The organism is Acinetobacter sp. NIPH 298 (assembly GCF_000369505.1).
In the GTDB taxonomy this organism is placed as follows: Bacteria; Pseudomonadota; Gammaproteobacteria; order Pseudomonadales; family Moraxellaceae; genus Acinetobacter.
In genome coordinates, this window is record NZ_KB850053.1 from 415,686 (window position 1) to 438,841 (window position 23,156).

Here is a 23,156-nt window from a genome sequence, read left to right on the forward strand (position 1 = left end):
ATTATTCTCCAATACTATCAAGCTGCATTTGATAAATTGTCTTTAACTCATTATTCGGATGTAACATTTTCTCAAGTTTATCAAAAGCAATTTCAGCATCCGCTCTATTACGATTTTTAAAGGCTAGTAAAAATTCATTTCTGATAACTTCGTATTTTTCTGTACGAAGGTCGTTCATTCCCATAACATCTCTAAGAACTTCTTCAACCGTCCACCCCTGATAACCATATTCAGAATTTGGAAGTTCTCGTTGTAACACTCGATCATCTTTCCTTTCGAGTGCAATTACCTCCCCTTGATTCGCTGTCTGAACCACATGAGGACTATGAGTCGTAATAAAGAACTGAGCTAAAGGAAATGTTTCTTTCAATATAGAACAAGCCTTACCTTGCCATTCAGGATGCAAATGTAGTTCAATTTCATCAATTTCAATTATTCCATCAAATTGATCTGCATGTAAAAATGGATTTTTAAACCGTAATTCAATTTCTTTAATAATTCCAAAAACAATAGAAATTATTGATTTAAATCCAGAAGATAAATATTCGTAATAAATTTCACCACTTGGTGTATTAATCATAATTTCATTTTCATTTGGATCTACTCTACTGAAACTGAAATTTTTATTCAGAATTGAGAAACAACGCTTGGAAAGTTCAAAATTATGGATTTGTTCAGATTGCAGAGCACCTGGGTGAGCTGAGTATAAATGTCTATGTAAAAACCAACTCTTGATATCATGGTACCCAATACCACTCATTGATTGATGTGCTGTGTGACCATCATCTTTCAGCTCATCTTTATTAATAGAACTTAACATTTGATAATTAAATGTTCTATCTACTTTCAATAAAATTAATTTTTTTGAATAGTGTCCAAAACCACTAATATAGCTATTTTCATTTGGTTTATGTTTATCAATATAAAGCTGTACTGCATGCGGGTGTTCTGTATCATCTAAGATATTTGATCTTATAGTTCCTTTTTCAGATTGAACATTTTTTTTAAGCACATATGTATGTTGGTTTGTAAAAACATGACCAATACTATCTATTAATGTAGTTTTACCTACACCATTTTCGCCACAAATAATGTTCATTTGTTTATTTATATTTTCAAGCTTAAGATGTTGTATGCCTCCAACATTTTCTAATTCGATTGTTTTAATTTTCACTATTTAAACCATAATATTTTAGATAGATATATCTTACACTTACTATAATTTTAATAAAATATAAATTAGTAAAATTCATTAAATTACTCTAGTAAGTCATTTTAAATTTTAAGAGTTTTTTTAAAATTAACATAATACGCCTTATGCGAAACACATGAACTTTTCTTTTTATCATCAATATTTTATCTAAATCCGTTCTAGGTTTCAGCACACTGGAACGGCTTTTTTGTGACTTTTCATGTTCCACGCTTATTTTTCAATCATTATTTCCAACAATTGATTAGAAATACTTAAAAGAGGCAACCTTATGCCCTTTTTTGTTCTCCAAGAATTTAAACATTAAATCCGATATGTTTTCCTGTAGGAAGCTCCACATCGATACGAAGCTTTCCGCCCATCGCTTCTACATATTTTTTCATGGTTGAAATCTTTAAATCATTACCTCGATTTTCAATCGCTGAAAGTGAAGGCTGTTTGATCCCAAGCGTTTCAGCCAGTTCTTTTTGAGAAATCTCTAACTCTTCACGAATAAGATAAAGCTGAGTTTCTAAAAGCAATTCATCTGCCATTTCTTGAATACGAGCTTGACTCTCTGGAGAACGACTAGCCAGTAATTCTTGTAAGGTCTTAGCCATTAGATTGATCTCCTAAAGTTGAGAGATGCAGTTCATATTGCTCATCTGCAACTGCCAGCATCTCTGTATAAAAACGCTTCTTACCACTTTTATCACCAATACACAGCACAATCGCTTGTCGAAATGGATCAAATACAAAAAAAGCTCTTAGAGGCTTACCTCGATGTTGAACACGTAGCTCTTTCATATTTGTAAATTTTGAGTCATATACAGTATCAACCATAGGACGACCTAAACTCGGTCCCTGCTGTTGTAGAACAACTAAAGCTGCTAAGACTTTTTCTTGTGTGGATTCATCCTGCCGTTCAAGCCATTCATTAAACAAGTCTGTCGTAATGACTGTCCACATATCACAACCAAAATATAGACTACAATCTATATCTTATAACAAATAGAATAGATTCGCAATAGAGAACATTAGAACAAAAACCACATCATATTTCTCATGAGTCATAATCCACATTTAGCAGATCAAATAATCCTTGACCTCAAGCTAAGTTGAGCTTTTATAGTTGCATAATAATCTTGAATACATGGAAAGATGATGAGCGGTTCGAATAAAACATTTCTCATATACGGTGTTAGTAAAGGACTAGGAAAAGCCATTGTTCAAACTGTACCAAGGTCAACAGATACCATCTATGGCGTATCTCGCACCCAACCACGAGAAATTTTTAACTTAAACTGGATCTGTACTGATCTATCCAAATCTGAACAAGCTGTAAGTGACGTAAAAACAGCAATTGGACAGCAAAAAGTTGATGTGCTGATTTACAACGTAGGCATTTGGGAACAACAGGCATTTAGCGAAAATTATAATTTTGCAGACGTTTCTGCTGCTGAAATCAGCCAAATCATTAATACCAATATCATCACCTGTATCCAATCCATTCAATCATTACTTGAAAATCTAAAGCGCTCTGACAATGCCAAAATTATTCTGATCGGTTCAACTTGGGGTGTTGATAACCATAATGGTAAAGAACTTGTTTTCTCGGCAACCAAATTTGCATTAAGAGGTATTGCACAATCCCTCAGAGAAATCTTACGTGAACATTTAATTGGAGTGAGTGTGCTTAATCTAGGCTACCTTGCCAGTGAATATGAGATTGAAAAACCTGTTGAAGAAATTTTAGAAGAAACGGAATATTCCTTAATTCCTTTGGCAGATGTTCTTCATGCAATTAATTTTATTATTTCAACCAGTAAGGCTGCCTGTGTAAAGGAAATACTTATGCCTGCAATGTTAGATCAGAATGTTTAGTTTTTTATGAGTACGCTAAATGCCCCCATAAGATGAGCCGACACATTCAAAAACCATTTGTCGGCAGAGTTCTACTGCAGGGTCGTTATCTGCATCGACAATTAGGTGCGAATACTCTCCCCTTTAGTTAAGCGTACAAATATTAATAATGATGTTACATCATTAAAAGGTAAATTAAGGTTTAGTTTTAAGTCGAAACTATACAAATACCCAAGGAAACATAGATATGCAGAAGAAAAATATTGGAATTATATTTGGAGGAAAATCTACTGAGCATGAAGTATCCCTTCAATCTGCAAGAAATATTGTTGATGCTATAGATCCAGAAAAATTTGATGTGACATTGATAGGGATCGATAAAAATGGAATGTGGCACCTAAATGAAAGTACTCATTTTTTATTAAATTCAGATAATCCATCTCTAATTGCACTGCATCAATCAGGACGAAATATTGCGTTTATTCCAGGAAAAAATGAAAAACAAATTATAGAGTTTCAGAACAAAACTCTATCACAATTGGATGTGATCTTTCCTATCGTTCACGGAACACTTGGAGAAGACGGTTCTCTGCAAGGATTGTTAAGAATGGTGAACCTGCCATTTGTTGGTTCTCAAGTACTAAGTTCCGCAATGTGTATGGATAAAGATATAACAAAAAGACTATTAAGAGATGCGGGCTTAAATATCACACCGTTTATCAAATTAACGAATAAAGATAGAAACAAAATAAACTTTGATATTGCAAGCTCTCAGCTTGGCTGTCCATTATTTGTAAAACCTGCTAATCAAGGATCTTCAGTGGGTGTCAGTAAAGTAACTTCTCATGATGAATTTGAAACAGCTTTAGATACGGCATTCAAATACGATAATAAAATACTGATTGAACAGGGTATAGATGGTAGGGAAATAGAGTGTGCCATTATTGGTAACAGTGAACCTTTAGCGAGTGTTTGCGGAGAAATTGAACTTAAAGATAGTTTCTATTCTTATGACACAAAATATATTAATGATAAAGGTGCAACAGTAACAATTCCTGCAAATATACCAGATGAAATCAGCCAAAAAATTAGACGTATCTCAATTAAAGCTTATGAGGTTTTAGAGTGTAAAGGACTAGCACGAGTTGATGTTTTTTTAACAAAACATGGAGATGTTTTTATAAATGAAATAAATACCTTACCGGGCTTCACAAATATAAGTATGTTTCCGAAGCTATGGGAAGCAAGTGGGTTAAATTACTCTGACTTGATTACTCGTTTAATTGAACTAGCGATCGAACATCATGAAAATGAGGCACAACTACAAAATATAGTTTCTTTAAATAAGATTGAATAGTCATCTGGATAGTATCTTGTTCATTCTAAAGTCTATTTTTTCATAAACTGTTGCGTTAATCAGCTTTCTAATACAGCTTTAGTATTTTATTTTCACTCTCTCTTTTTCGCTCAAAACCGAGCAACAAAAAAGGAAGCCTTCGCTTCCTTTTCTTTTATATTTATAACTTAGATGCCATATTTTTCACGATAGGCTTGCATATTTGCCAAAGCTTCTTTTTCGCCTTTAGCATCCAAATAATCCATCAAATCTTTCATGGTAATGAGTGCATGAACTGGAATTTCTAATTCTTTTTGCACTTCCTGAATCGCAGAAAGTTCACCCTGACCACATTCCTGACGATCTAACGCCACCAACACACCTGCAATGGTCGCACCTGCATTTTTCAAGATCGTCACAACTTCACGAATCGCAGTCCCCGCAGTGATCACATCATCAATGATCCAAACTTTTTGACCAGCAACCGATGCACCAACCAACATGCCACCTTCACCATGATCTTTGGCTTCTTTACGGTTAAAACCCCACGGTATGCTCTTACCATGTACTTGAGATAACGCCACTGCTGTCGCTGCAACAAAAGGGATCCCTTTATACGCAGGGCCAAAAATCACCCCAACATTGTCACACTGAACCAATTTATCCGCATAGCCTTGCGCTAAAAGCGAGAGTGCTTCACCATCATTGAGCAAACCTGCGTTAAAGAAATAAGGACTGACACGACCTGATTTTAAGGTAAACTCACCAAATTTAAGCACACCACGTGATAATGCGAGTTCGATAAAAGCTTGCGGATGAAATGACACAGGCGTTGTCATATAAGGTGCTCCAAATTCTTCAATTGAGGTTAAACAGACGTATGATACCAAAGGATAGCTATCCAAGTGATGTAAAAATTCTTCGAGTCGTTTCAATTAATGTGAATGGGCTGCGCGCATCCGTAACCAAAGGACTATTGGAATGGTTAGAGCAGTCCGATGCTGACGTGGTATGTATGCAAGAAAGCCGTATTACGCATGAACAATGGACCGACAAATTTAAACCTGAAGGCTGGTATACCCACCTGTTCCCTGCTGAACGTGCAGGCTATGCAGGCACGGCGATTTATAGCCGTCTGCCCTTTGTTTCAGTGAAAAATGGTTTGGGTTTCGAACTGGCAGACTCGCAAGGTCGTTTTATCGCGGCTGAATTTGATTTAGGGCTGTCACATCCTGTTCATATTGCCTCGTTATACTTACCATCAGGATCAAGTGGTGACGAAGCGCAAGCACGTAAAGATTTATTTCTACAAGAATATGCCCAAATACTAAAACAATGGCGAGATGAAAATAAATCGATCATCGTGTGTGGTGATTACAATATCGTGCATAAACGCATTGATATTAAGAACTGGTCAGGCAACCAGAAATCATCAGGCGTCTTGCCCCATGAACGTGCATGGCTTGACCATATCTATGATGAATTGGGTTATGTCGATACTTTCCGTGAAGTACGACCTGAAGCAGAATTATACTCATGGTGGTCAAATCGTGGTCAAGCCCGTGCAAAAAATGTAGGTTGGCGTATCGACTACCACGCCTGCTCTCCAGACTGGAAAGCACGTGCTGCAAATGCTTGGGTATATAAAGAACAATGGTTTAGCGACCATGCACCTGTGATTATTGACTATAAAATACACGATTAAGTGAACAGTTGTTCACTTTGGCCGCCTCTTTAACTTACATGCCATGTCGTTTTTTGTGTATTTTTATTTAGCTGCTGTATCGGCATTATAGCTGCACGGCACAGGGAAGCGGTCAGGATGACCACAAAAGGATAGGACGCCGTAGGAAGACAAAATAAACTTAGTTTAAGTTTATTTGCAAGGATGAGACATTGGACGTTGAAATGAGACCCGCATGATCAGGATGATTAAATGCGGGTTTTCTCTTTTTGTACTTTGCGTTAGGCTGTCATTGATATTTTTTATTTCCCGATGGTTTTCAGCATGTTTAAAATTTACGGTATTAAAAATTGTAATTCGATGAAAAAAGCCTTTGATGCGCTACAAGCAAAAGGAATCGATTACCAGTTTCACGATTATAAAAAACAAGGCATTGATGCTGTGACTTTAGAAGTTTGGTTGAAAGACATCGGCGCAGAGAAAGTGTTGAATAAAAAAGGCACTACATGGCGCAAATTGACGGCGGACGAACAAGCCCACGCTACTAGCAATCAAGACAATCTAATTGAGACTTTAATCGCGCAACCAAGTTTAATTAAACGTCCAGTGCTGCAAACGCCACAAGGTTTTGTTGTCGGTTTTGATGAGGAGACTTATCAGAACTTATCTGCTTAAAGCAGACATCACAAAAAACCGAGTCATTTGACTCGGTTTTTTGGATTTATCAAGATAACTTAGTTAGAACGTACCCAAGTTTGGTTACGACCCAGTGCCGCAACACCGATATAACCACGTAATTTTAGCTTTTTACCGCCGTCAGTGAGTTCAGCTTTAAGTTTATAGGTTTTACCATTTTTTGGATCAACGATAGAACCACCATCATAATTTACACCACCTGAATTCTTCAGGTTGCGAACAATGACCACACCATTCAGTGATTTATTATGAAATGGACCTTCACATTTCGTACAAACACTTTCTTGGCCAGGGACTAAATACTTCTGAATCGATGCAGATAATGAACCGTCCTTTTGTTCAGTAAACTTGACGATCGCTTTTGGTTGCTTGGTTTCATCATCAATGGTTTGCCACACGCTACCGTGTAATGCATCCGCCGCATTGGCAAAAGCTGTCAAACTAAACAATCCTAGTGCTAAAGCAATTTTCTTCATTTTTGTAATATCCTTAATGGGTCTTTTAAGACTAAGAGTATTGAGAACTTCCATTAATATTGCAATTCTTGATTGTGACTATTAGGTACAATCTGAACAGCTACAAAACACTGTTCTGATCACAACAAAATGTGGACTAAAATCAAGCATTCTCTTAGTTGTATACTGCTCTAACAATATGGAAAAATTATGAAATTTGGTACTGTTTGGAAATATTATTTTACTGAATCCCTACTCAAAGCGACCATCCGTACACCGAGTCAGTTCAATCTAGCACCGAATGCTTTGCGTCCTGTATTGGATCAATTGTGTCGCTTATTTCCACATAATCCTAATGCACGAATTCGTCCTTTGCGTTTGGCAGGTATTCGTGGTGAAGAAATTAAAACCCAAGCCGCGGCAACTCAGCTCATTTTTCATATTCATGGTGGTGCTTTTTTCTTGGGAAGCCTCAATACACACCGTGCTCTAATGACTGATATTGCGGCATGTACACAAATGCAAGTGATTCATATCGATTATCCTTTGGCGCCTGAACACCCGTTCCCAGATGCGATCGATGCAATCTTCGACGTGTATCAAACACTGCTTGTTCAAGGGATTAAACCCAAAGATATTATTGTTTCTGGTGATTCTTGTGGTGCAAATCTCGCATTGGCACTGTGCTTGCGTCTCAAACAACAACCTGAGTTGATGCCAAGTGGTTTGATTCTAATGTCACCTTATTTAGATTTGACTCTCACCAGCGAATCACTGCGTTTCAATCAAAAGCATGATGCTTTACTTTCAATTGAAGCGTTACAAGCAGGCATCAATCATTATTTAACCGAAGATATCCAAGCGGACGATCCTCGGGTATCACCGCTATTTGATGATTTAACAGGTCTACCTCCGACACTGGTCCAGGTTGGATCAAAAGAGATTCTATTGGATGATTCAAAACGCTTCCGTGAGAAAGCGGAACAAGCCGATGTCAAAGTGATCTTTAAGCTCTATACCGGCATGTGGCACAACTTCCAAATGTTCAATGCATGGTTCCCAGAAGCCAAGCAAGCATTAGCAGATATTGCTAAATTTGCACATCGACTCGATCGTGACTAAACACCTTCAAGTTGTGTGAAAAATGGTCAGCTATCGCTGGCCATTGTCATTCTTGATTCACTTTTGTCATCATAAAATATGATTGATTGGATATTTAGATAATAGTCTATTTCTCAAAGAATTTTTCCCGTCCTCATTTGCACTCAAAAGCCTAAAACCAGACTTTTTTCTCATTCTAAAGATGCTATTGTTATTTTAATTAGCGTTTCTTGATCTTTCTGATGACGAATTTACATTCATAAAGTCTCTTAGGAATCTCATTGCATATAAGGATGCATGCCAATGATAAAGATTCATTTTAAGCGTTTAGTCAATCGAGAAAAATGGAATTTCTCGCAATTTTGGGAACATGAACCACTGATTAACTGGAACATGTTAAAGAAATCTATTCTGCTGCTCATACTTGCTGCTTTTATGACCCTTTTCGGGATTGTTTGGGATGTGCTGGTCTTGCTCAATCCCATCACATGGCAGTGGGTAAATTTACCGTTGGTTTATTCCAAGTTATGGACCAACGTGATTATGCTGATGGTCTTTTTAAGCCTAATCGTGCCTTGCTATCGCTACAAAGACAAAGCTTGGGCACATGAAATCATTCCTATTTTAACTGTGCAGCTTTTTACCGTGCTGCTCTGTCATACCAGTTATTTGATCGGAAGTTTTAGCCCTGCCACCATGGTGGTATATGTCAGCGTCGTCGCAGTTGGATTGGTTTTATTTAATCGTAAGATGATTTATTGCGCGCTGGTGCCTGCCACCATTGCATTATTATTTTGCAATTTTCTCAGTATGTTTGGCGTGCTTCAGTACGCACCGCTATTTAAACCAGAAGTTCTCAATCAATCCGAGATGCATCCCTTTTGGGTAGGGAGCATGCTGTTTTTTCTATTACCAATTTTGATTGCTTGTTTATTTCTATTTGAAATTTTACTGACCCAATGGCGTTCACGAGAGCTAGCGATTCAGCATCTAAGCCGTCTCGATCCTCTCACCGATGTGTTAAATCGTCGTAGCATTGGTGCTTATCTAGAAAAATTACATCAACAACCCAACTCGTTATATTCAATTGTATTGCTTGATCTGGATCATTTTAAAAATATTAATGATCATTTTGGACACAACATGGGAGATCAGGTTCTCATTCAAGTCGCGAACTGCTTAAACAAGCATTTACGTGATCAAGATATGATCGGTCGTTTTGGTGGGGAGGAATTCATTTTATTGTTGCCACATACCACCACCACTCAAGCGCAAAATATCGCGGAACGGTGTCGTTTAGCAATTGCGAACCTACGTTTTGTGGCAGAGGATCAACAAGCGTTTTCGGTCAGTGCCAGCTTTGGGATCAGTAGTTCACTCAGTGCCGATGAACCGCATCTGATTATTAGTCAGGCGGATCAAGCACTCTATGCGGTGAAAGCGGCTGGACGGAATCAAGTCCAAATTTTTGAAGATTTGACGAGTAGCTAAAGTTAAAAATAAGACTAAGTTAAAGGTGCTGTAATCCTGAATAATTGCTCGACATCAATCACTTCATCTGCAAGATCTTTACATTCTTGAGCGTGTGTAATCACGATTAATGTTTCAATATTTTCATTGAGGAAATTTAAAATCCTGATACTTGTATGTGAATCCAGTGCTGAGGTTGGTTCATCTAAAATGAGCACTTTAGGTTTCTTTAGCACTGCACGTAATATATTTAAACGTTGCTTTTCACCACCTGAAAAACTTTTCAGATATTCATTGATATCATCATCTAATGAAATATTTTTATCTGAAAGAAGATGTTGTAGATCAAAAATTATAAGCAGTTGTGATATCTCATCATCGGTATAAGCATACTTCGCGTTATAAATTAAGTTTTCTCTTAAAGAGCCAGTAAAAATAGAATAGTTTTGTCCAACAAAGGCCACCTCATCAAAAATTTTAGTAGAGTACTGTTTCGTAATATCTAGATCTTTATAAAATAACTGCCCTCCCTTTAACTTATAAGCACCTAGCATATAATTAATTAAAGTTGATTTCCCAGTCCCAGTCTTTCCAATAATTACGTACATCTTATTCTTATATAGATCCAAATTTACATCTGAAATTAGCTTACCACCGACTTCTAACAGTGCATCCTTAAATGAAAATAATAAATGATCATTCTTATACGTCTTATTATTTAACTCGTCTTTTTCAAATTCAAAGTAACTATAAAACTTTTCTACTGCTACAGCATTACCTGCAAGTAAGTTAATTTGTTGAGAAATCATCAGAGATGGCATGGTTAGCATCATGATATATGAGCTAATCATCACCATATCACCTGTGGTTATTTTTCCTATCGAAAATAACTTGGTTGAAAGAAGCAAAAATCCAAGTAAAAATAGAAATATAAAGGCGATTTGAAATATCATCAAACCTGCAATTTTCAAATGGCTATTGAAACTTTGATCAACAAAGTGACTTACATTCTTCTTGAAATAATCGACTTCAAAATCAACAGCATTGTTCACTTTGATCTCATAAGCATTATTTATCTTTTCAAGGAACTTACTGTTTAAAATATTTTTTATTGAATATAATGGTTCATAATACTTTTTACTCTTCCTGTTAATAAAAACTGAGATCAAGAACAGTCCAAATGCTGTCCCAAGAAAACCTAAAGCAAAAACTACACTAATATTCGCACTCAGAATATAAGTAATAAAGACAAGCTGTAATACCACAGGGAAGAAAGCAAGCAAGAATGCAAAAGTGATCATCGAAAAAGCATTACTTGCTCGTACTGCCTCGGCATTGAATATACCAATATCGACTTTATCCTGCCTCGATTTTTCTATTCTAAGATAGTTTTCCAAACTCGCAATGAGTACCGAAGTCTCTTGTTTTGCACTAATCAAGCCACTGAGCGCATTTTTAACCCACTCAATAATCTGAGATAAAAACCACGCAAGGCAATATGAAACCACTAAAACATAGATGTAGTTAATACCTTCATTTTGATGAGTACTATCAATAATAAGCTTAATAAAGTAAGGAAGAATAGCGGTAATAAAACTCGTGGCGATAACCAAGCCAATCAAAACAATTAAATGTTGCTTCTCATTTTTATAAAATTTATTGGAAACACGCCACATTGCTTTATAAGTTTTTAAAAACACCGGGCAGTTTCTCCTATTATGGCTATATTTCAAGCCATAATATCACTCATGTTTTGATTATGAGTGGGAGTTCTTTGTTTGGATTTTGTCTAGTTGGTCAAATACTCTTCACGATTTTGACGATACGGCTCATCAACAAGCACAAACATTTGTTCTTGTTTGGCTTCGGCGATCCACTGCTGAACCGATGACAAAGACAAGATTTTTTGCATGTAAGCTTGGCTTGAAGCAGATACAGGGAATTGGAAACACACAAAACGCATGACTACAGGTGCATAAAATGCATCGGCAATACTAAACTCACCACATAAGAAGCTATCTGCACTTGGGCGTTCCGACCAAATTTGTTCAATCCGAGCCACATCAGCACGAAGTTGATCATGTTCAGTCCAAAGTTTTTGACCAATATGCGCTAAATCAGCTTCAATATTCATTGGACAAAGATTACGTAAGCTTTGGAAACTGCTGTGCATTTCTGCGCTAATGCAACGCGCTCGAGCACGTAATTTTTTATCTTGTGGCAATAGATTTTTTTTAGGAGATTGCTCTGCGACGTATTCACAAATCGCCAAACTGTCCCAAACCGTAACATCACCATCCACCAGCACAGGTACTTTACCCGTCGGATTCAGTTTCAAAATTTCTGTCTTAAACGGGCTAGCCAGTTCAAAATCATCAAACTGAATGAGATGCTCTTGAAACGAAATCCCTGCCTGTTTTAATAATATCCAAGGACGCATCGACCAAGTAGAGTAATTTTTATTGCCAATAAATAAAGTATACATGCTTATGATTTTCCTTCAAATAAAGCCAGTTGCTGTAATAAATCTGCCTTTTTAAATGCCCCAGTTAAACGTAACGCGCGAATTTCTTGTTGTTGCTGATCTAAAAATAAGTAGGTCGGCGGCCCTAAAATATCCCATTGTTTTAATAAAGCTTGATGAGAAGCATCATACTGACTTAGATCCAATTTAATCAGATAATACGGTGACAAGGCTTGTTGTACTGCTGCATCTTTTAAAATACGGTGCTCAATTGGCTGACATGCCACACACCAATCTGCATACACATCAATAATAATGCCGCGATCTTCCGGCGCATTGGCTAACACCTGTTGAAATTGCTCAGCGGTCTTTGCCACATGCCATTCAGCCAACTTTTCCGCCTGAACAGAACCCAGATTCTGAATATGTTGATATTGGGTATAAGCAAGAAATGGTATGGTGAGTATTAACAAGAGAATATACAGCCATTGCAACTTACCTTTTTGAGCGAATAATCGATAAAGTGCATAAATAATAAAAGCCAAACCTAAAACGAGGCTAAGCAACTGCATCGCCAACTCTGGCAATAATGGGCGGAGGAAATAAATGCTCAATGCCAACATTAAAAAGGCAAAAATCACCTTAATTTGATGCATCCACTCACCTGCTTTCGGTAAAGCTTTAGCACCTAAAACACTCGCAAGCAATAAAGGCAGTCCCATCCCAAAACCAAGCGTGAACAGCAATAAAGCGCCTTGCCATTGATTTTGGTTTTGCGAAATAAACAACAAGATCCCCGCCAATGGTGCAGTCATACATGGTCCGACCAATAATGCCGAAATCATGCCCATGACACTGGCACCAACTAAAGTACCCCCTTGTTGCATCGACTGCATACGATCCAATTGATTGACCCATTTTTGTGGCAGTTTTAGCTCAAACAAACCGAATAGGTTTAAGGCAAACACGATAAATAATAGGCTAAAAGCAATCAAAGTCGCAGGTTGTTGCAACCACCGTTGAAAATTAAGTCCTGCCGATGCAGCAATCATACCTAACACGGCATAAACCATGGCCATACTGACCACAAAAGTAAAGGCGATCGCCCATGCTTTTACCCCTTTATTGTCACGGACAATCAACGAGGTCAGAATCGGCAACATCGGTAATGAACACGGCGTAAAGGCCAGTAAAATTCCTAAACCGAGAAATAACAATACACTATAGGCCAATGAATGTTGTGCCAAGGTGGTAGACCACTTTTGGTCTTGTGCCATACCTGCTGAGTCAGTCGTAGCGGAATCGACAGGAGATAAGGCTTCATCTGAAGCGGTATCAAAGGCGTTAGTTTGGGTATTTAAGGCGTTGGCAGAACGAGCCACATCTAAAAAACGTTTTTGTGAATTTGAGCCTGTATTTTGCACACTGACCAGACCATCGACATCGGTCTGAAATTCTATATTTTGGGGTGGGTAACAAATCCGATCTTTGGCACAGCCTTGCCACGTTACTCGATAATGTTGAGATGCTTGAGTTGGGATATCAAATTCAGCTTGCTGATAATAAACTTGGCTATGTCCATAGTTCTCATCATATTGATCAACCGCTTTAGGCAAATTTAATTGTACGGGTTGATTGCCTTGTTGTACTTCAAATTTGTGTTGATACAAATAATAGTTTGGTTGAATATTCCAATGTAGACGCGCCTGATTACGCTCAGTCGATTCAACCGAAAAGGCAAATGCATCTTCAGGGCTTAACAGTTGCTCGGATACACTCTCTTGGGCATAGGTCATCGACCCACACAACAACAATAAACTACCAAGGAAGTAACACATCAGTTCGGAACTATAGCCACCCTGAGTACATTTTTTCATGATGATTTCTCTTCGATCAGCCCAATGCTCCCGATGAGATATACAGGAATTCACGGGAGATCATGAGAAGATAATTTTGCTTAAAATAAAACCGATACGCCTAAACCACCGTTGTAGCTTCTGGCATCACCATTTAAATCGACCCCAACACTGGCATCGAGCTGCATCCGATTATTCACCGCATAGACTAAACCAGTGCCTAAGCCATATTCGTAATCTTGGCTTTCTGCTTTACGGTAAATAAACTCTGAGTATCCAGATAATTTTCCAGCAATTTTATAATCAATGGTAGGTATCGCAGTTACCGCCCAATTACTGTTTTGCGCTTCATAACGCATGGTAATCGAAGTACCGATCAGATCACTAAACTCATACGCTACAGCCGAGGTTAAACTGTAGATATCATCATGCGCAGTAAATTCATCGTTCCCAGTAGCAAGAATTGCTTCTGCTAATAACGCCATGGTTAAACGATCATCGTGTAGGTTAATGGCTTTTTTCAAACCAATGCTGACATCACCTAGACCATTGTTTTCTTTGGTCATGCCCGCACGTTTATGCTGCTGCCAAACAGGACCTTGCCAACCAAGTTGTAATTCCAAGCCTTTAGCCAAACCTGTCCGCAATAACATGTCGCCATTGAGGGTTAAGGTTTTCTCTTTTTCACCATCTACGGTTTGTTGTTGATAGCTAACTGTCGGCAAACCTTGTTCCCATGCCAGCTGCCCAACAGGCGTAATTCCTGTACCCATGCCAGCGCCAGGACGATCAAAAGAGAAATCAGCAGCAAAAGTCGTGCTCGCCATCATCGATACAGCAATAAAACTCAATGTTTGAAGTTTATTCATCATTATCCCCTTTCTATTCTTTGACTACGCTTAGGCGGTCAATTCTTTTGACATTTTTGCACCATTGTTACGCAGTAACTCAAGCGTCTCACGCTCTTCAGCTAATGACTCTGACCAATCGATTTCATCAAAGTCACAATCAAAGAACAGTTGGCTGATTGATGATAAAATCGTTAAACCTTCTTCATCACGTGTATTTGGATCAACTTTTTCATCCAATAAGCGTTTTACCACTGGCGCACAAGCTGAACTTGCTGCATCCCAAAGTGGGCCATAAAACTCTTCTGCATCCCACAAATGCAAATTCGCTTTCGCCTGAATGAGTGCATCTAAAATATCTAAATAGACTTTAAGTTGTTGTTGTTTTTCAGTTTCAGCAATGGGTTGATTGGCTTCATAGGCCTCACAAATCTTTTCCCACCATGCAAATAAGCCATCACAAATGACTGAAACAGGTGGGCCTTGCTCAGGATCAATAAAATTCGGGTCAAGTCCTTCAGCAAGTAGAGATTGCACTTGGGCTAAATCGAGTTGTTGTATGGCTTGCACCAAGGCCTGTTGCTGTTTGCTTAACATGACCAATTCTCACAATATAATATTTAATGTTTCTATTATGCCGAATATCCCGACAGCTTTTTATAAAACGAACTAAAAATCATGTATAAATTTGATACACGCATAAAAAAAGCCCGATATTGGGCTTTTTTTATGCAGATATGATTATGCTTCTTTTACATCTAAATCATCATCTACATCAATATATTCAGGCAAGCCACCACGATGGTGGTCTTTTTTCTCATACAAATGCTCCAGACTGCGTTTCAACTTATCAATCGCACCATGAATAGAAAAATCAATATTTGCAGCTTTATGCGTTACTGCGACAGGTTTCAAACCTGCTGGGCGAGCTTCGATCATACAGCGTTTATCATGATCTCCCGTTTTTTCCCCATTTTCATCACTGAGATGAACTGAAAAATGTGTAATACGCTCACTATAGCGTTGAAATTCTTGCATTAGTTCTGCACGAACATAACCAATTAAACGTTCACTACCTTGAATGTTTTTATCTGTACGGATTTCAATATTCATAAATATCTTCCTCTCTTTTCGATGAGACGTTTTGACTAAACTTGTTATTTAGACGCATTTTGAGCATGCCGTCATTCAGTGCAGCTGTATATTCTGATTCTGTAAATACCTGTAGTCTCCTTGCTTTGCATCTGTTGCTTTTCAGTATGTGAGAAGATCTTCTATATTTCCAATATCCGTCCATAATTAAAAATATGCAAGCTGATTTTTGACATTTTTTATTTGCGTTGGTGCATCCGTTAAGGCACTTAGCGCAGGTTTTCCCTCTAGCAGCAAAAATTTTTGAATAATATCAAGCCAATTGGATGAAAATAAACATCCTCAAATCATACACAACACGCTATGTTGAAATCGAGTCTGCGCGCGATAAAAACTGCTGAATTGGATCCGCATTTTCCAGTGCTCCAGCCTATACAATTCTTTTGAGCATTTGGTCAAATTTGGCTTTATTTTTGCTTAATTCCTTGTATGCTTTACACGCCTTTTTAGGGGGATCTTTTTAATGCAATTTAAGCAACTTGCGGCGACATGTTTATTGGTATCAACAGCAGCTTTCACTCAGGCAAAGCCTATTTGGCAGGACTTTAGCCTCACGGGTTTATATGGTGAAAACTATGAAGTTGTTGATGAAAAGCAAACAACTTTAACGGTTGAATATGCGGCAAAAGTAAAATATGCCGATGTATTCTTTTTTATGGATCGTATGCGTGGTAGTGACGACCATAAAAGCACCTATTTCGAGCTTTCTCCGCGTCTGAGCCTAGGTGAAATTTCAGGTCAAAAACTGGCTTTTGGCCCAGTTACAGATATTTTGATCTCAACAACTTGGGAAGCAAACAGCGCCGATGGCAGTAACTTCGATAATTTCTTATACGGCGTAGGTTTTGATCTTAAAATTCCATATTTCCAATATGCAAATATCAACTTCTACCGTGCCAATAATGAAAACACCGCTGATGACTATCAAATGACTTTGGTCTATGCGTTGCCATTTAAAGTTTCTACAGAAGAATTCTTGGTCGATGGTTTCCTCGACTGGTCAACAGCTGAAAAAGATCATGCCAGCGAACTTAACTGGACCACACAATATAAATGGAATGTCGGTAAGCACATTTCACCAGACACTCGTTTGTATCTTGGTGTTGAGCACTCAGTTTGGAATAACAAATTTGGTATCAAAGGTAGCGATGAAAACAACGTTAGCGCTTTAATCAAATACCATTTCTAAGTCTCATATCCGTTTAAAAAACAGCAAGGCATTCCTTGCTGTTTTTGCTACGATCATTCATATTAGAATTGGTTGATTTTTCTCTTATTTTGAAAAACCACACTTTTCCCATATGATTTGATGACCGATCCCATGTCAGTAAATATCTCACTTGCACCCCATACTTTGGCTTCACAATATCAAATCCGTTTTGCAACGACCGAAGACTTAAAACAAATACTGACCATTTACAATGCTGAAATTTCAACTGGAACAGCCAATTGGAATGATCAAACTGTTTCCCTCACTCAATATCAACAACGCTTTCAGGATTTACAGCAACAGCAATTTCCCATGATTGTGGTCGAAGATCTACAACATAAAAAAGTGGTCGGTTATGCTTACTATGCTGCATTTCGGAGCATTGCTGGATATCGTCAAACCATTGAACATTCTGTATTTATTGACCCAAGCTACGCACGTCAGGGTCTAGGCAAAGCCTTAATGCTGCAACTGATTCATCTCGCTACACAACAACAGATGCATATTATGGTTGCAGCGATCGATAGCGGAAATACAGGCTCGATCGTGCTACACCAACAGCTCGGTTTTGTGCAAACAGGTTACATGCCACAAGTCGGACAAAAGTTTGGGCAATGGCGTGACTTAGTTTTAATGCAATTGCATCTTCAACAAGCATAACAATTTCATCACTGCCGTCATGGTGGATAGTTGGCTAAAATCAAAAAGACTTAGATTTTTAAAAGACAAATAAGATGAAAGCATTACCCTTATATTTCGTTATCACTAGTGTTTTCGCAGCGACCACCAGTTTCGCTGAATCATCGTTTGAACAAGAGTTACAACAAGGCTGTGCCAAAGTAAAACAATATGCCCAAGCAGGAAAAAAGTTTTACGATCAGAAGCAGTATGCAAAAGCGGTGAAACAATTTGAAGATCAAGTAGCATGGACACATTTCTGCCAACTGAATGCTGAAGAAAGCGGCATTCGAGTCACAGACCGAGACGTTGAGATCGCCAATAATAATGTCGGACTGAGCTATGCCAAGCTCGACAAGCCACAATGGGCAAGAGTCTGGTTTTTACGGAATAAAGACACTAAAACCAGTCAATATAATTTAAAACAACTGCCTAAACCGCAAATCTCTAAAGACTTACAAGGGAGCTATGTACGAACCAATGGCTTTGGTCAATGGGATTACATCACCGTCAAAAAACAACAGAATCGCTATCTGATTGACTTTGAGGGCTACTATTTTGGACTTCGCGGGTTAATTTATGGTCCAAATCTGGGTTCATTTGAAACCAGCATGCCGATCACCGCAAAACGGGCAAACCATCGTTATGAAGACTGTCAGATCAAACTTCAATTTTTAAATGATCCACAGAATGGACAAAAAATCGAGGTTGAGCAAAATAATGGTGCTTCAACCTGTGGCTTTGGACACAATGTTTATGCAGGTGGCACGTTTTATAAGGTTGAAGATAAATAAGAAAAAAGCCTCTTTCGAGGCTTTTTTTAAATCGCCACCAATTCTCGAATCCCCTTCTCAGGCATATCCTCACCAAGCCCTTGTGCAACCACCTGCCCCCGAGCCATCACGGTATAATTATCCGCAAGCTCCTCAGCAAAATCATAAAACTGCTCAACCAACACGATTGCCATTTCACCTTGATCTGCCAATTTACGAATCACCCGCCCGATATCTTTAATAATCGAGGGTTGAATCCCCTCCGTTGGCTCATCCAAGATCAAAACCCGAGGTTCAGAGGCCAAAGCTCTAGCAATAGCGAGCTGCTGTTGCTGACCGCCTGACAGATCCCCACCACGGCGATGTTTCATCTCATCCAACACAGGAAAAATTTCATAGAGATGACTCGGTACTTTCCGCGTCTTTGCCCCTGAAAATTTCGCCATACCAATTAAAATATTTTCCTCAACAGTGAGCGTCGAAAAAATATCACGCCCTTGCGGCACATAGGCCAAACCTGCACGTACTCGTTGTTCAGGTGACATCTTGGCAATATCTTTTCCATCTAATAGAATCTGTCCTGATTTAATCGGCAAAATCCCCATTAAGCACTTTAATAACGTGGTTTTACCTACACCATTACGCCCAAGAACCACACTGCATTCACCTACAGGTGCAGACAACGACACATCACGCAGAATATGACTACCACCATAGAACTGGTTAATTTCTTTCACTTCTAGCATCAGTGTCCCCTATCGTCCCAAATATTTTTCAATCACATCTTCATTGGCTTGTACTTCTGCCAATGTGCCTTCAGCCAAGATCGCCCCTTGCGCCAACACCGTAACTTTTTCACTGATGGTGTCAATAAAGCTCATATCATGCTCAACCACCACTAAGGTGTGGTTCTTTTTCAACTCTAAACAGAGTTCGGCTGTGCGCTCAGTTTCTGCATCGGTCATGCCTGCCACAGGCTCATCCAATAAAATCAGCTTGGGACGTTGCATCAACAACATGCCAATTTCTAACCATTGCTTTTGTCCATGGGACAATAAGCCTGCTGGCTTATGTAAAAACTCTTTGAGGCGGATTTGCTCCAGTGTTTCATCTAAAGCCAATTGCGCTTCAGGATCTAAGCGACTAAACAAACTTTTTTTGACCCGTTTATCTCGTGGTGCAGCCAACAATAAATTTTCCAGCACGGTGAAATTTTCAAATACCGTGGGCTTTTGAAACTTGCGTCCAATACCTGCTTCAGCAATCTGCTCGGTACTCATTTTGGCTAAATCATAATTTTGTCCAAAAAATGCAGTACCTGTGGTCGGTCGAGTTTTACCTGTAATCACATCCATTAAGGTGGTTTTACCTGCACCGTTCGGCCCGATAATGCAGCGTAATTCACCCTCTGCGATATACAGCGATAAATCATTCAATGCGCGGAAAGAATCAAACCAAACACTGACATTTTCTAAGTACAGTGCGATACCGTGACTAAAATCTGCATCCAGTGTTTTGATTCGCCCATAACCTTCGCCAAGCTGACCGCCATGTTGTGCTGAATTGGTGCTGACTTCATTCATTTAGTTGCGCTCCTTTTTAAAGCGGTCAAATAAACCGATGACACCTTTCGGAAGGAATATCGTCACCACGATAAATAATGCGCCTAAGATCAATAACCATGCTTCTGGTGCTGCGACGGTAAAATAAGTTTTGACCGCATTAATCAGACCTGCGCCCAAAATTGGGCCAATCAACGTACCGCGCCCGCCTGCCGCGACCCACACCGCCATTTCAATCGAATTGACAGGATTCATTTCACTTGGGTTAATGATGCCAACTTGCGGCACATACAGTGCGCCTGCGATGCCTGCAATCACCGCGGACAATACCCACGCTGAAAGCTTGTACCATAACGTGCGATAACCTAAATATTGCAAACGGTTTTCACTGTCACGAATCGCCCCAAGGACTCGACCATAAGGGCGGTTCATCAGTTGACGTAACCCGATAAAACACAACATCAAGACCAACGCTGTGGTAAAGCACAGTGTGGCGCGCATCGGTGCAGAGGTAATGTCAAAACCCAATAAGGTTTTAAAGCCTGTAAAACCGTTATTGCCACCGAAACCTGTTTCATTACGGAAGAACAGCAACGCTGCGGCAAACACCATCGCCTGAGTGATAATCGAGAAATACACCCCTTTGATTTTGGAACGAAAGGCAAAGAAACCAAAAATAAAGGCCACGATTCCTGGAACTAACACCACCAAAGCGATTGCCCACACAAAATAATCGGTTCCTGCCCAATACCACGGCAACTCCGTCCAACTGAGGAAACGCATAAAATCAGGCAACCCATCCCCTGCGGATTGGCGCATCAGATACATACCAAAGGCATATCCGCCCAAGGCAAAGTACAAACCATGCCCCAAGCTGAGAATCCCAGCGTAGCCCCATACCAAATCCAGTGCCAAAGCCACCAAAGCCAAGCACATGATCTTGCCAATCAAGGTAATCCAGTAGGCAGATAGGTAAAATGCTGAATCAGGCGGTAACAGATGCAACCAAGGGAGTATCAATAAAATCCCGAAACAAAAGCCAGTGGCGACTGCGCTATAGGGTTTATCTGCAAATAAAGAAGTGATTTTCATTGGCTTACTCCACAAAACGGCCTTTGATGGCAAACAAACCTTGTGGACGTTTTTGGATAAACAAAATCACAAGTACCAGTAGAATAATTTTTGCCAATACAGCACCCATGCCGATTTCCAACATCGTGCCGCTAATGCCTAGACCGAGTGCTGCCAATACTGCGCCCCACACTTGTCCAACGCCACCAACCACCACCACGAGGAAAGCATCAATAATGTAGTTTTGTCCGAGATCAGGCCCAACATTGCCGACTTGTGCCAACGCACAGCCTGCCAATCCAGCCAAGCCAGAACCTAGTCCAAAAGCCATCATGTCAATCCGCGCTGAGCGAATGCCGACTGCACGTGCCATCTGACGGTTTTGCGTGACCGCACGAACGAATAAACCAAAACGCGTTTTATTGAGTAGGAAAATCAACAGCAATAACACTGCAACGGTAAACACAATAATCGCGATACGGTTATACGGCAGCATCAAGCTTGGCGTCAGTGCAATACCGCCACTGAGCCATGAAACATTGGAGACTTCGACATTTTGCGCACCAAAAAACATGCGAACCAATTGCATCAAAATCAAACTGACACCAAAAGTTGCCAGCAGCGTTTCAAGTTGGCGACCATATAAGGGACGAATCACCGTGCGTTCAATCAACATGCCGATCAAAGCACTCACCAAAAATGCAGCAGGAATCGCAGCCAGTAAGTACCAATCGACCAATCCAGCAAAATGGGTTTTAAAGAAACTTTGCACCACATAAGTGGTATAAGCGCCGATCATGATCAATTCCCCATGTGCCATATTGATCACGCCAAGCAATCCATAGGTAATCGCAAGACCGAGCGCAGCCAACAATAAAATACTGGCGGTGCTCAATCCTGAAAACACATGTCCAGACCATTCACTGGCTTGTATTCTGGTTTTAATCTTGCTCTTGGCATCAACCAGCGCGGTATGTAGTTCTTGATTGTGAATAGGTTGCGCTAGACTTTGTTCCATCAATGCCAATACATCAGGGCGATTTGACGCAGCTAAGACATTAACCGCTGCAATTTTTCCAAACACATCAGAATCATTAAACTCTAATCGGGCTTTGAGCTGTGCTAATCTGGCTTTGACTTTATTATTCTGTTCAGTCAAATACAGTCGTTTGACCATCGCTAAATCGATTTCAGCGAGATTATTTTCCAAAATATCTACCGCAGCCAAACGTTGCGAGGCATCGTCAGAATCAAGCTTGGCTTTTGCTTGCCCAAAATTGAGCGCTTTGCGTAAAGTATTGACCAAAGTAACTTGGGACAAATCGGCAGGCCAATCTTCCAATACCTGTTTGGCAGGATAACTCAACAAGAGCTCATCATTATGTAAAATGTAGGTCTGTCCTGCACGATCGGTATACAACTCATTTTGGTCAATATACGCAACTAACTGATCCAACTGTTCAATACTGGCTGGCCATTGATTTAGCATGGCGCGACGCGTGGCAAAATCTGCCTTCACAAAACTTTGAATCGCATCTTGAGTAGTTGTAGGCGTTACGATAGGAGATGTGGACGCCGAAGTACTTTGCTCCGCCCAAGCAAGACCACAAAAAAACTGTGCCATAACGCAGAGCAGTGCTAACACATAGTGTTTCGCCATATGACTCCCCTTTATTGAATCTATATTTGAATGGTTAAATCAAAAAATGAACAAAACCTGCCGCATCAACGGCAGGTTCTAACAAGCT

The 23,156-nt window shown here is 39.4% G+C and carries 24 protein-coding genes; 9 read left to right on the forward strand and 15 right to left on the reverse strand.

The window, feature by feature from the left end:
• Position 1: 1 nt before the first annotated feature.
• The 3 genes from F903_RS01855 to F903_RS01865 all read right to left on the reverse strand — a co-directional run bounded on the left by F903_RS01855 (position 2) and on the right by F903_RS01865 (position 2,158).
• Entirely contained in the window at positions 2 to 1,174 is a 1,173-nt protein-coding gene (locus tag F903_RS01855; protein ID WP_005194064.1) for an AAA family ATPase, read from the reverse strand.
• A 332-nt stretch (positions 1,175 to 1,506) separates the two neighbouring features.
• Positions 1,507 to 1,809 (reverse strand): helix-turn-helix domain-containing protein, encoded by a 303-nt coding sequence (locus F903_RS01860; protein WP_004673466.1) that lies wholly within the window; start codon positions 1,807 to 1,809, stop codon positions 1,507 to 1,509.
• Positions 1,802 to 2,158, reverse strand: coding sequence for a type II toxin-antitoxin system RelE/ParE family toxin (locus F903_RS01865; RefSeq protein ID WP_005194067.1), 357 nt, complete (start codon positions 2,156 to 2,158; stop codon positions 1,802 to 1,804). Before F903_RS01865 ends, F903_RS01860 begins: the two co-directional genes overlap by 8 nt.
• Positions 2,159 to 2,353: 195 nt before the next feature.
• Here F903_RS01865 and F903_RS01870 point away from each other — a divergent pair, with 195 nt between their 5' ends.
• Positions 2,354 to 3,073, forward strand: coding sequence for an SDR family oxidoreductase (locus tag F903_RS01870; protein ID WP_005194068.1), 720 nt, complete (start codon positions 2,354 to 2,356; stop codon positions 3,071 to 3,073).
• A 226-nt stretch (positions 3,074 to 3,299) separates the two neighbouring features.
• Positions 3,300 to 4,409: a D-alanine--D-alanine ligase gene (gene ddlA, locus F903_RS01875; protein WP_005194069.1), complete on the forward strand. Its 1,110-nt coding sequence runs from the start codon at positions 3,300 to 3,302 to the stop codon at positions 4,407 to 4,409.
• 167 nt (positions 4,410 to 4,576) lie between these two features.
• On the opposite strand, the gene pyrE is transcribed toward ddlA, so the two are convergent.
• Entirely contained in the window at positions 4,577 to 5,227 is a 651-nt protein-coding gene (gene pyrE / locus F903_RS01880; RefSeq protein WP_004673479.1) for an orotate phosphoribosyltransferase, read from the reverse strand.
• 41 nt (positions 5,228 to 5,268) lie between these two features.
• Between pyrE and F903_RS01885 the strand changes: the two genes are divergently transcribed.
• Both F903_RS01885 and F903_RS01890 read left to right on the forward strand, forming a co-directional pair.
• On the forward strand, positions 5,269 to 6,093 hold the full coding sequence (locus F903_RS01885; protein ID WP_004673480.1) for an exodeoxyribonuclease III: 825 nt from the start codon (positions 5,269 to 5,271) through the stop codon (positions 6,091 to 6,093).
• A gap of 303 nt (positions 6,094 to 6,396) precedes the next feature.
• Positions 6,397 to 6,747: an arsenate reductase gene (locus F903_RS01890; protein ID WP_005194070.1), complete on the forward strand. Its 351-nt coding sequence runs from the start codon at positions 6,397 to 6,399 to the stop codon at positions 6,745 to 6,747.
• 59 nt (positions 6,748 to 6,806) lie between these two features.
• Here F903_RS01890 and F903_RS01895 read toward each other — a convergent pair whose 3' ends face one another.
• Positions 6,807 to 7,244, reverse strand: coding sequence for a DUF2147 domain-containing protein (locus tag F903_RS01895; protein WP_004673483.1), 438 nt, complete (start codon positions 7,242 to 7,244; stop codon positions 6,807 to 6,809).
• A 189-nt stretch (positions 7,245 to 7,433) separates the two neighbouring features.
• Here F903_RS01895 and F903_RS01900 point away from each other — a divergent pair, with 189 nt between their 5' ends.
• Complete coding sequence (locus tag F903_RS01900) at positions 7,434 to 8,345, forward strand: alpha/beta hydrolase (protein ID WP_004673485.1); 912 nt, start codon at positions 7,434 to 7,436, stop codon at positions 8,343 to 8,345.
• Between the two features lie 282 nt (positions 8,346 to 8,627).
• The gene (locus tag F903_RS01905) at positions 8,628 to 9,815 is read left to right on the forward strand and encodes a GGDEF domain-containing protein (RefSeq protein WP_005194071.1); all 1,188 of its coding nucleotides are present in this window, start codon (positions 8,628 to 8,630) and stop codon (positions 9,813 to 9,815) included.
• A gap of 14 nt (positions 9,816 to 9,829) precedes the next feature.
• Here F903_RS01905 and F903_RS01910 read toward each other — a convergent pair whose 3' ends face one another.
• From F903_RS01910 to F903_RS01935, 6 genes are all read right to left on the reverse strand, one after another.
• Positions 9,830 to 11,494: an ATP-binding cassette domain-containing protein gene (locus F903_RS01910; RefSeq protein ID WP_005194072.1), complete on the reverse strand. Its 1,665-nt coding sequence runs from the start codon at positions 11,492 to 11,494 to the stop codon at positions 9,830 to 9,832.
• Between the two features lie 89 nt (positions 11,495 to 11,583).
• Positions 11,584 to 12,279 (reverse strand): glutathione S-transferase family protein, encoded by a 696-nt coding sequence (locus F903_RS01915; protein ID WP_005194073.1) that lies wholly within the window; start codon positions 12,277 to 12,279, stop codon positions 11,584 to 11,586.
• A 2-nt stretch (positions 12,280 to 12,281) separates the two neighbouring features.
• Positions 12,282 to 14,135, reverse strand: a complete 1,854-nt coding sequence (gene dsbD, locus F903_RS01920) for a protein-disulfide reductase DsbD (protein ID WP_005194074.1) — start codon at positions 14,133 to 14,135, stop codon at positions 12,282 to 12,284.
• An 80-nt stretch (positions 14,136 to 14,215) separates the two neighbouring features.
• On the reverse strand, positions 14,216 to 14,983 hold the full coding sequence (locus F903_RS01925) for a transporter (protein ID WP_034594690.1): 768 nt from the start codon (positions 14,981 to 14,983) through the stop codon (positions 14,216 to 14,218).
• 30 nt (positions 14,984 to 15,013) lie between these two features.
• Positions 15,014 to 15,559 (reverse strand): ankyrin repeat domain-containing protein, encoded by a 546-nt coding sequence (locus F903_RS01930; protein ID WP_004673494.1) that lies wholly within the window; start codon positions 15,557 to 15,559, stop codon positions 15,014 to 15,016.
• 144 nt (positions 15,560 to 15,703) lie between these two features.
• Positions 15,704 to 16,075, reverse strand: coding sequence for an HPF/RaiA family ribosome-associated protein (locus F903_RS01935; RefSeq protein ID WP_004673497.1), 372 nt, complete (start codon positions 16,073 to 16,075; stop codon positions 15,704 to 15,706).
• A 502-nt stretch (positions 16,076 to 16,577) separates the two neighbouring features.
• On the opposite strand from F903_RS01935, the gene F903_RS01945 reads away from it, so the two are divergent.
• From F903_RS01945 to F903_RS01955, 3 genes are all read left to right on the forward strand, one after another.
• A complete protein-coding gene (locus tag F903_RS01945) occupies positions 16,578 to 17,303 on the forward strand; it encodes an outer membrane protein OmpK (RefSeq protein WP_005194075.1) in 726 nt (241 codons plus the stop codon).
• Positions 17,304 to 17,435: 132 nt separating this feature from the next.
• Positions 17,436 to 17,984, forward strand: coding sequence for a GNAT family N-acetyltransferase (locus F903_RS01950; protein ID WP_005194077.1), 549 nt, complete (start codon positions 17,436 to 17,438; stop codon positions 17,982 to 17,984).
• A 74-nt stretch (positions 17,985 to 18,058) separates the two neighbouring features.
• A complete protein-coding gene (locus F903_RS01955) occupies positions 18,059 to 18,796 on the forward strand; it encodes a hypothetical protein (RefSeq protein WP_005194078.1) in 738 nt (245 codons plus the stop codon).
• A 26-nt stretch (positions 18,797 to 18,822) separates the two neighbouring features.
• On the opposite strand, the gene urtE is transcribed toward F903_RS01955, so the two are convergent.
• From urtE to urtB, 4 genes are read right to left on the reverse strand one after another with little or no spacing between them, the layout of a single operon-like run.
• Entirely contained in the window at positions 18,823 to 19,521 is a 699-nt protein-coding gene (urtE, locus tag F903_RS01960; protein WP_005194080.1) for an urea ABC transporter ATP-binding subunit UrtE, read from the reverse strand.
• Between the two features lie 9 nt (positions 19,522 to 19,530).
• Complete coding sequence (gene urtD, locus F903_RS01965; RefSeq protein ID WP_005194082.1) at positions 19,531 to 20,358, reverse strand: urea ABC transporter ATP-binding protein UrtD; 828 nt, start codon at positions 20,356 to 20,358, stop codon at positions 19,531 to 19,533.
• A complete protein-coding gene (gene urtC / locus F903_RS01970) occupies positions 20,359 to 21,429 on the reverse strand; it encodes an urea ABC transporter permease subunit UrtC (protein WP_005194084.1) in 1,071 nt (356 codons plus the stop codon).
• 4 nt (positions 21,430 to 21,433) lie between these two features.
• Positions 21,434 to 23,068, reverse strand: a complete 1,635-nt coding sequence (gene urtB / locus F903_RS01975; RefSeq protein WP_005194086.1) for an urea ABC transporter permease subunit UrtB — start codon at positions 23,066 to 23,068, stop codon at positions 21,434 to 21,436.
• Positions 23,069 to 23,156 lie beyond the last annotated feature (88 nt).

Excerpts from the sequence above, each read along its gene's own strand:
- F903_RS01860 (WP_004673466.1), bottom strand. The coding sequence starts at position 1,809 with ATGGCTAAGACCTTACAAGAATTACTGGCTAGTCGTTCTCCAGAGAGT.
- F903_RS01865 (WP_005194067.1), bottom strand. The coding sequence starts at position 2,158 with ATGTGGACAGTCATTACGACAGACTTGTTTAATGAATGGCTTGAACGG.
- F903_RS01870 (WP_005194068.1), top strand. The coding sequence starts at position 2,354 with ATGAGCGGTTCGAATAAAACATTTCTCATATACGGTGTTAGTAAAGGA.
- ddlA (WP_005194069.1), top strand. The coding sequence starts at position 3,300 with ATGCAGAAGAAAAATATTGGAATTATATTTGGAGGAAAATCTACTGAG.
- pyrE (WP_004673479.1), bottom strand. The coding sequence starts at position 5,227 with ATGACAACGCCTGTGTCATTTCATCCGCAAGCTTTTATCGAACTCGCA.
- F903_RS01885 (WP_004673480.1), top strand. The coding sequence starts at position 5,269 with ATGATACCAAAGGATAGCTATCCAAGTGATGTAAAAATTCTTCGAGTC.
- F903_RS01890 (WP_005194070.1), top strand. The coding sequence starts at position 6,397 with ATGTTTAAAATTTACGGTATTAAAAATTGTAATTCGATGAAAAAAGCC.
- F903_RS01895 (WP_004673483.1), bottom strand. The coding sequence starts at position 7,244 with ATGAAGAAAATTGCTTTAGCACTAGGATTGTTTAGTTTGACAGCTTTT.
- F903_RS01900 (WP_004673485.1), top strand. The coding sequence starts at position 7,434 with ATGAAATTTGGTACTGTTTGGAAATATTATTTTACTGAATCCCTACTC.
- F903_RS01905 (WP_005194071.1), top strand. The coding sequence starts at position 8,628 with ATGATAAAGATTCATTTTAAGCGTTTAGTCAATCGAGAAAAATGGAAT.
- F903_RS01915 (WP_005194073.1), bottom strand. The coding sequence starts at position 12,279 with ATGTATACTTTATTTATTGGCAATAAAAATTACTCTACTTGGTCGATG.
- dsbD (WP_005194074.1), bottom strand. The coding sequence starts at position 14,135 with ATGAAAAAATGTACTCAGGGTGGCTATAGTTCCGAACTGATGTGTTAC.
- F903_RS01925 (WP_034594690.1), bottom strand. The coding sequence starts at position 14,983 with ATGAATAAACTTCAAACATTGAGTTTTATTGCTGTATCGATGATGGCG.
- F903_RS01930 (WP_004673494.1), bottom strand. The coding sequence starts at position 15,559 with ATGTTAAGCAAACAGCAACAGGCCTTGGTGCAAGCCATACAACAACTC.
- F903_RS01935 (WP_004673497.1), bottom strand. The coding sequence starts at position 16,075 with ATGAATATTGAAATCCGTACAGATAAAAACATTCAAGGTAGTGAACGT.
- F903_RS01945 (WP_005194075.1), top strand. The coding sequence starts at position 16,578 with ATGCAATTTAAGCAACTTGCGGCGACATGTTTATTGGTATCAACAGCA.
- F903_RS01950 (WP_005194077.1), top strand. The coding sequence starts at position 17,436 with ATGTCAGTAAATATCTCACTTGCACCCCATACTTTGGCTTCACAATAT.
- F903_RS01955 (WP_005194078.1), top strand. The coding sequence starts at position 18,059 with ATGAAAGCATTACCCTTATATTTCGTTATCACTAGTGTTTTCGCAGCG.
- urtE (WP_005194080.1), bottom strand. The coding sequence starts at position 19,521 with ATGCTAGAAGTGAAAGAAATTAACCAGTTCTATGGTGGTAGTCATATT.
- urtD (WP_005194082.1), bottom strand. The coding sequence starts at position 20,358 with ATGAATGAAGTCAGCACCAATTCAGCACAACATGGCGGTCAGCTTGGC.
- urtC (WP_005194084.1), bottom strand. The coding sequence starts at position 21,429 with ATGAAAATCACTTCTTTATTTGCAGATAAACCCTATAGCGCAGTCGCC.
- urtB (WP_005194086.1), bottom strand. The coding sequence starts at position 23,068 with ATGGCGAAACACTATGTGTTAGCACTGCTCTGCGTTATGGCACAGTTT.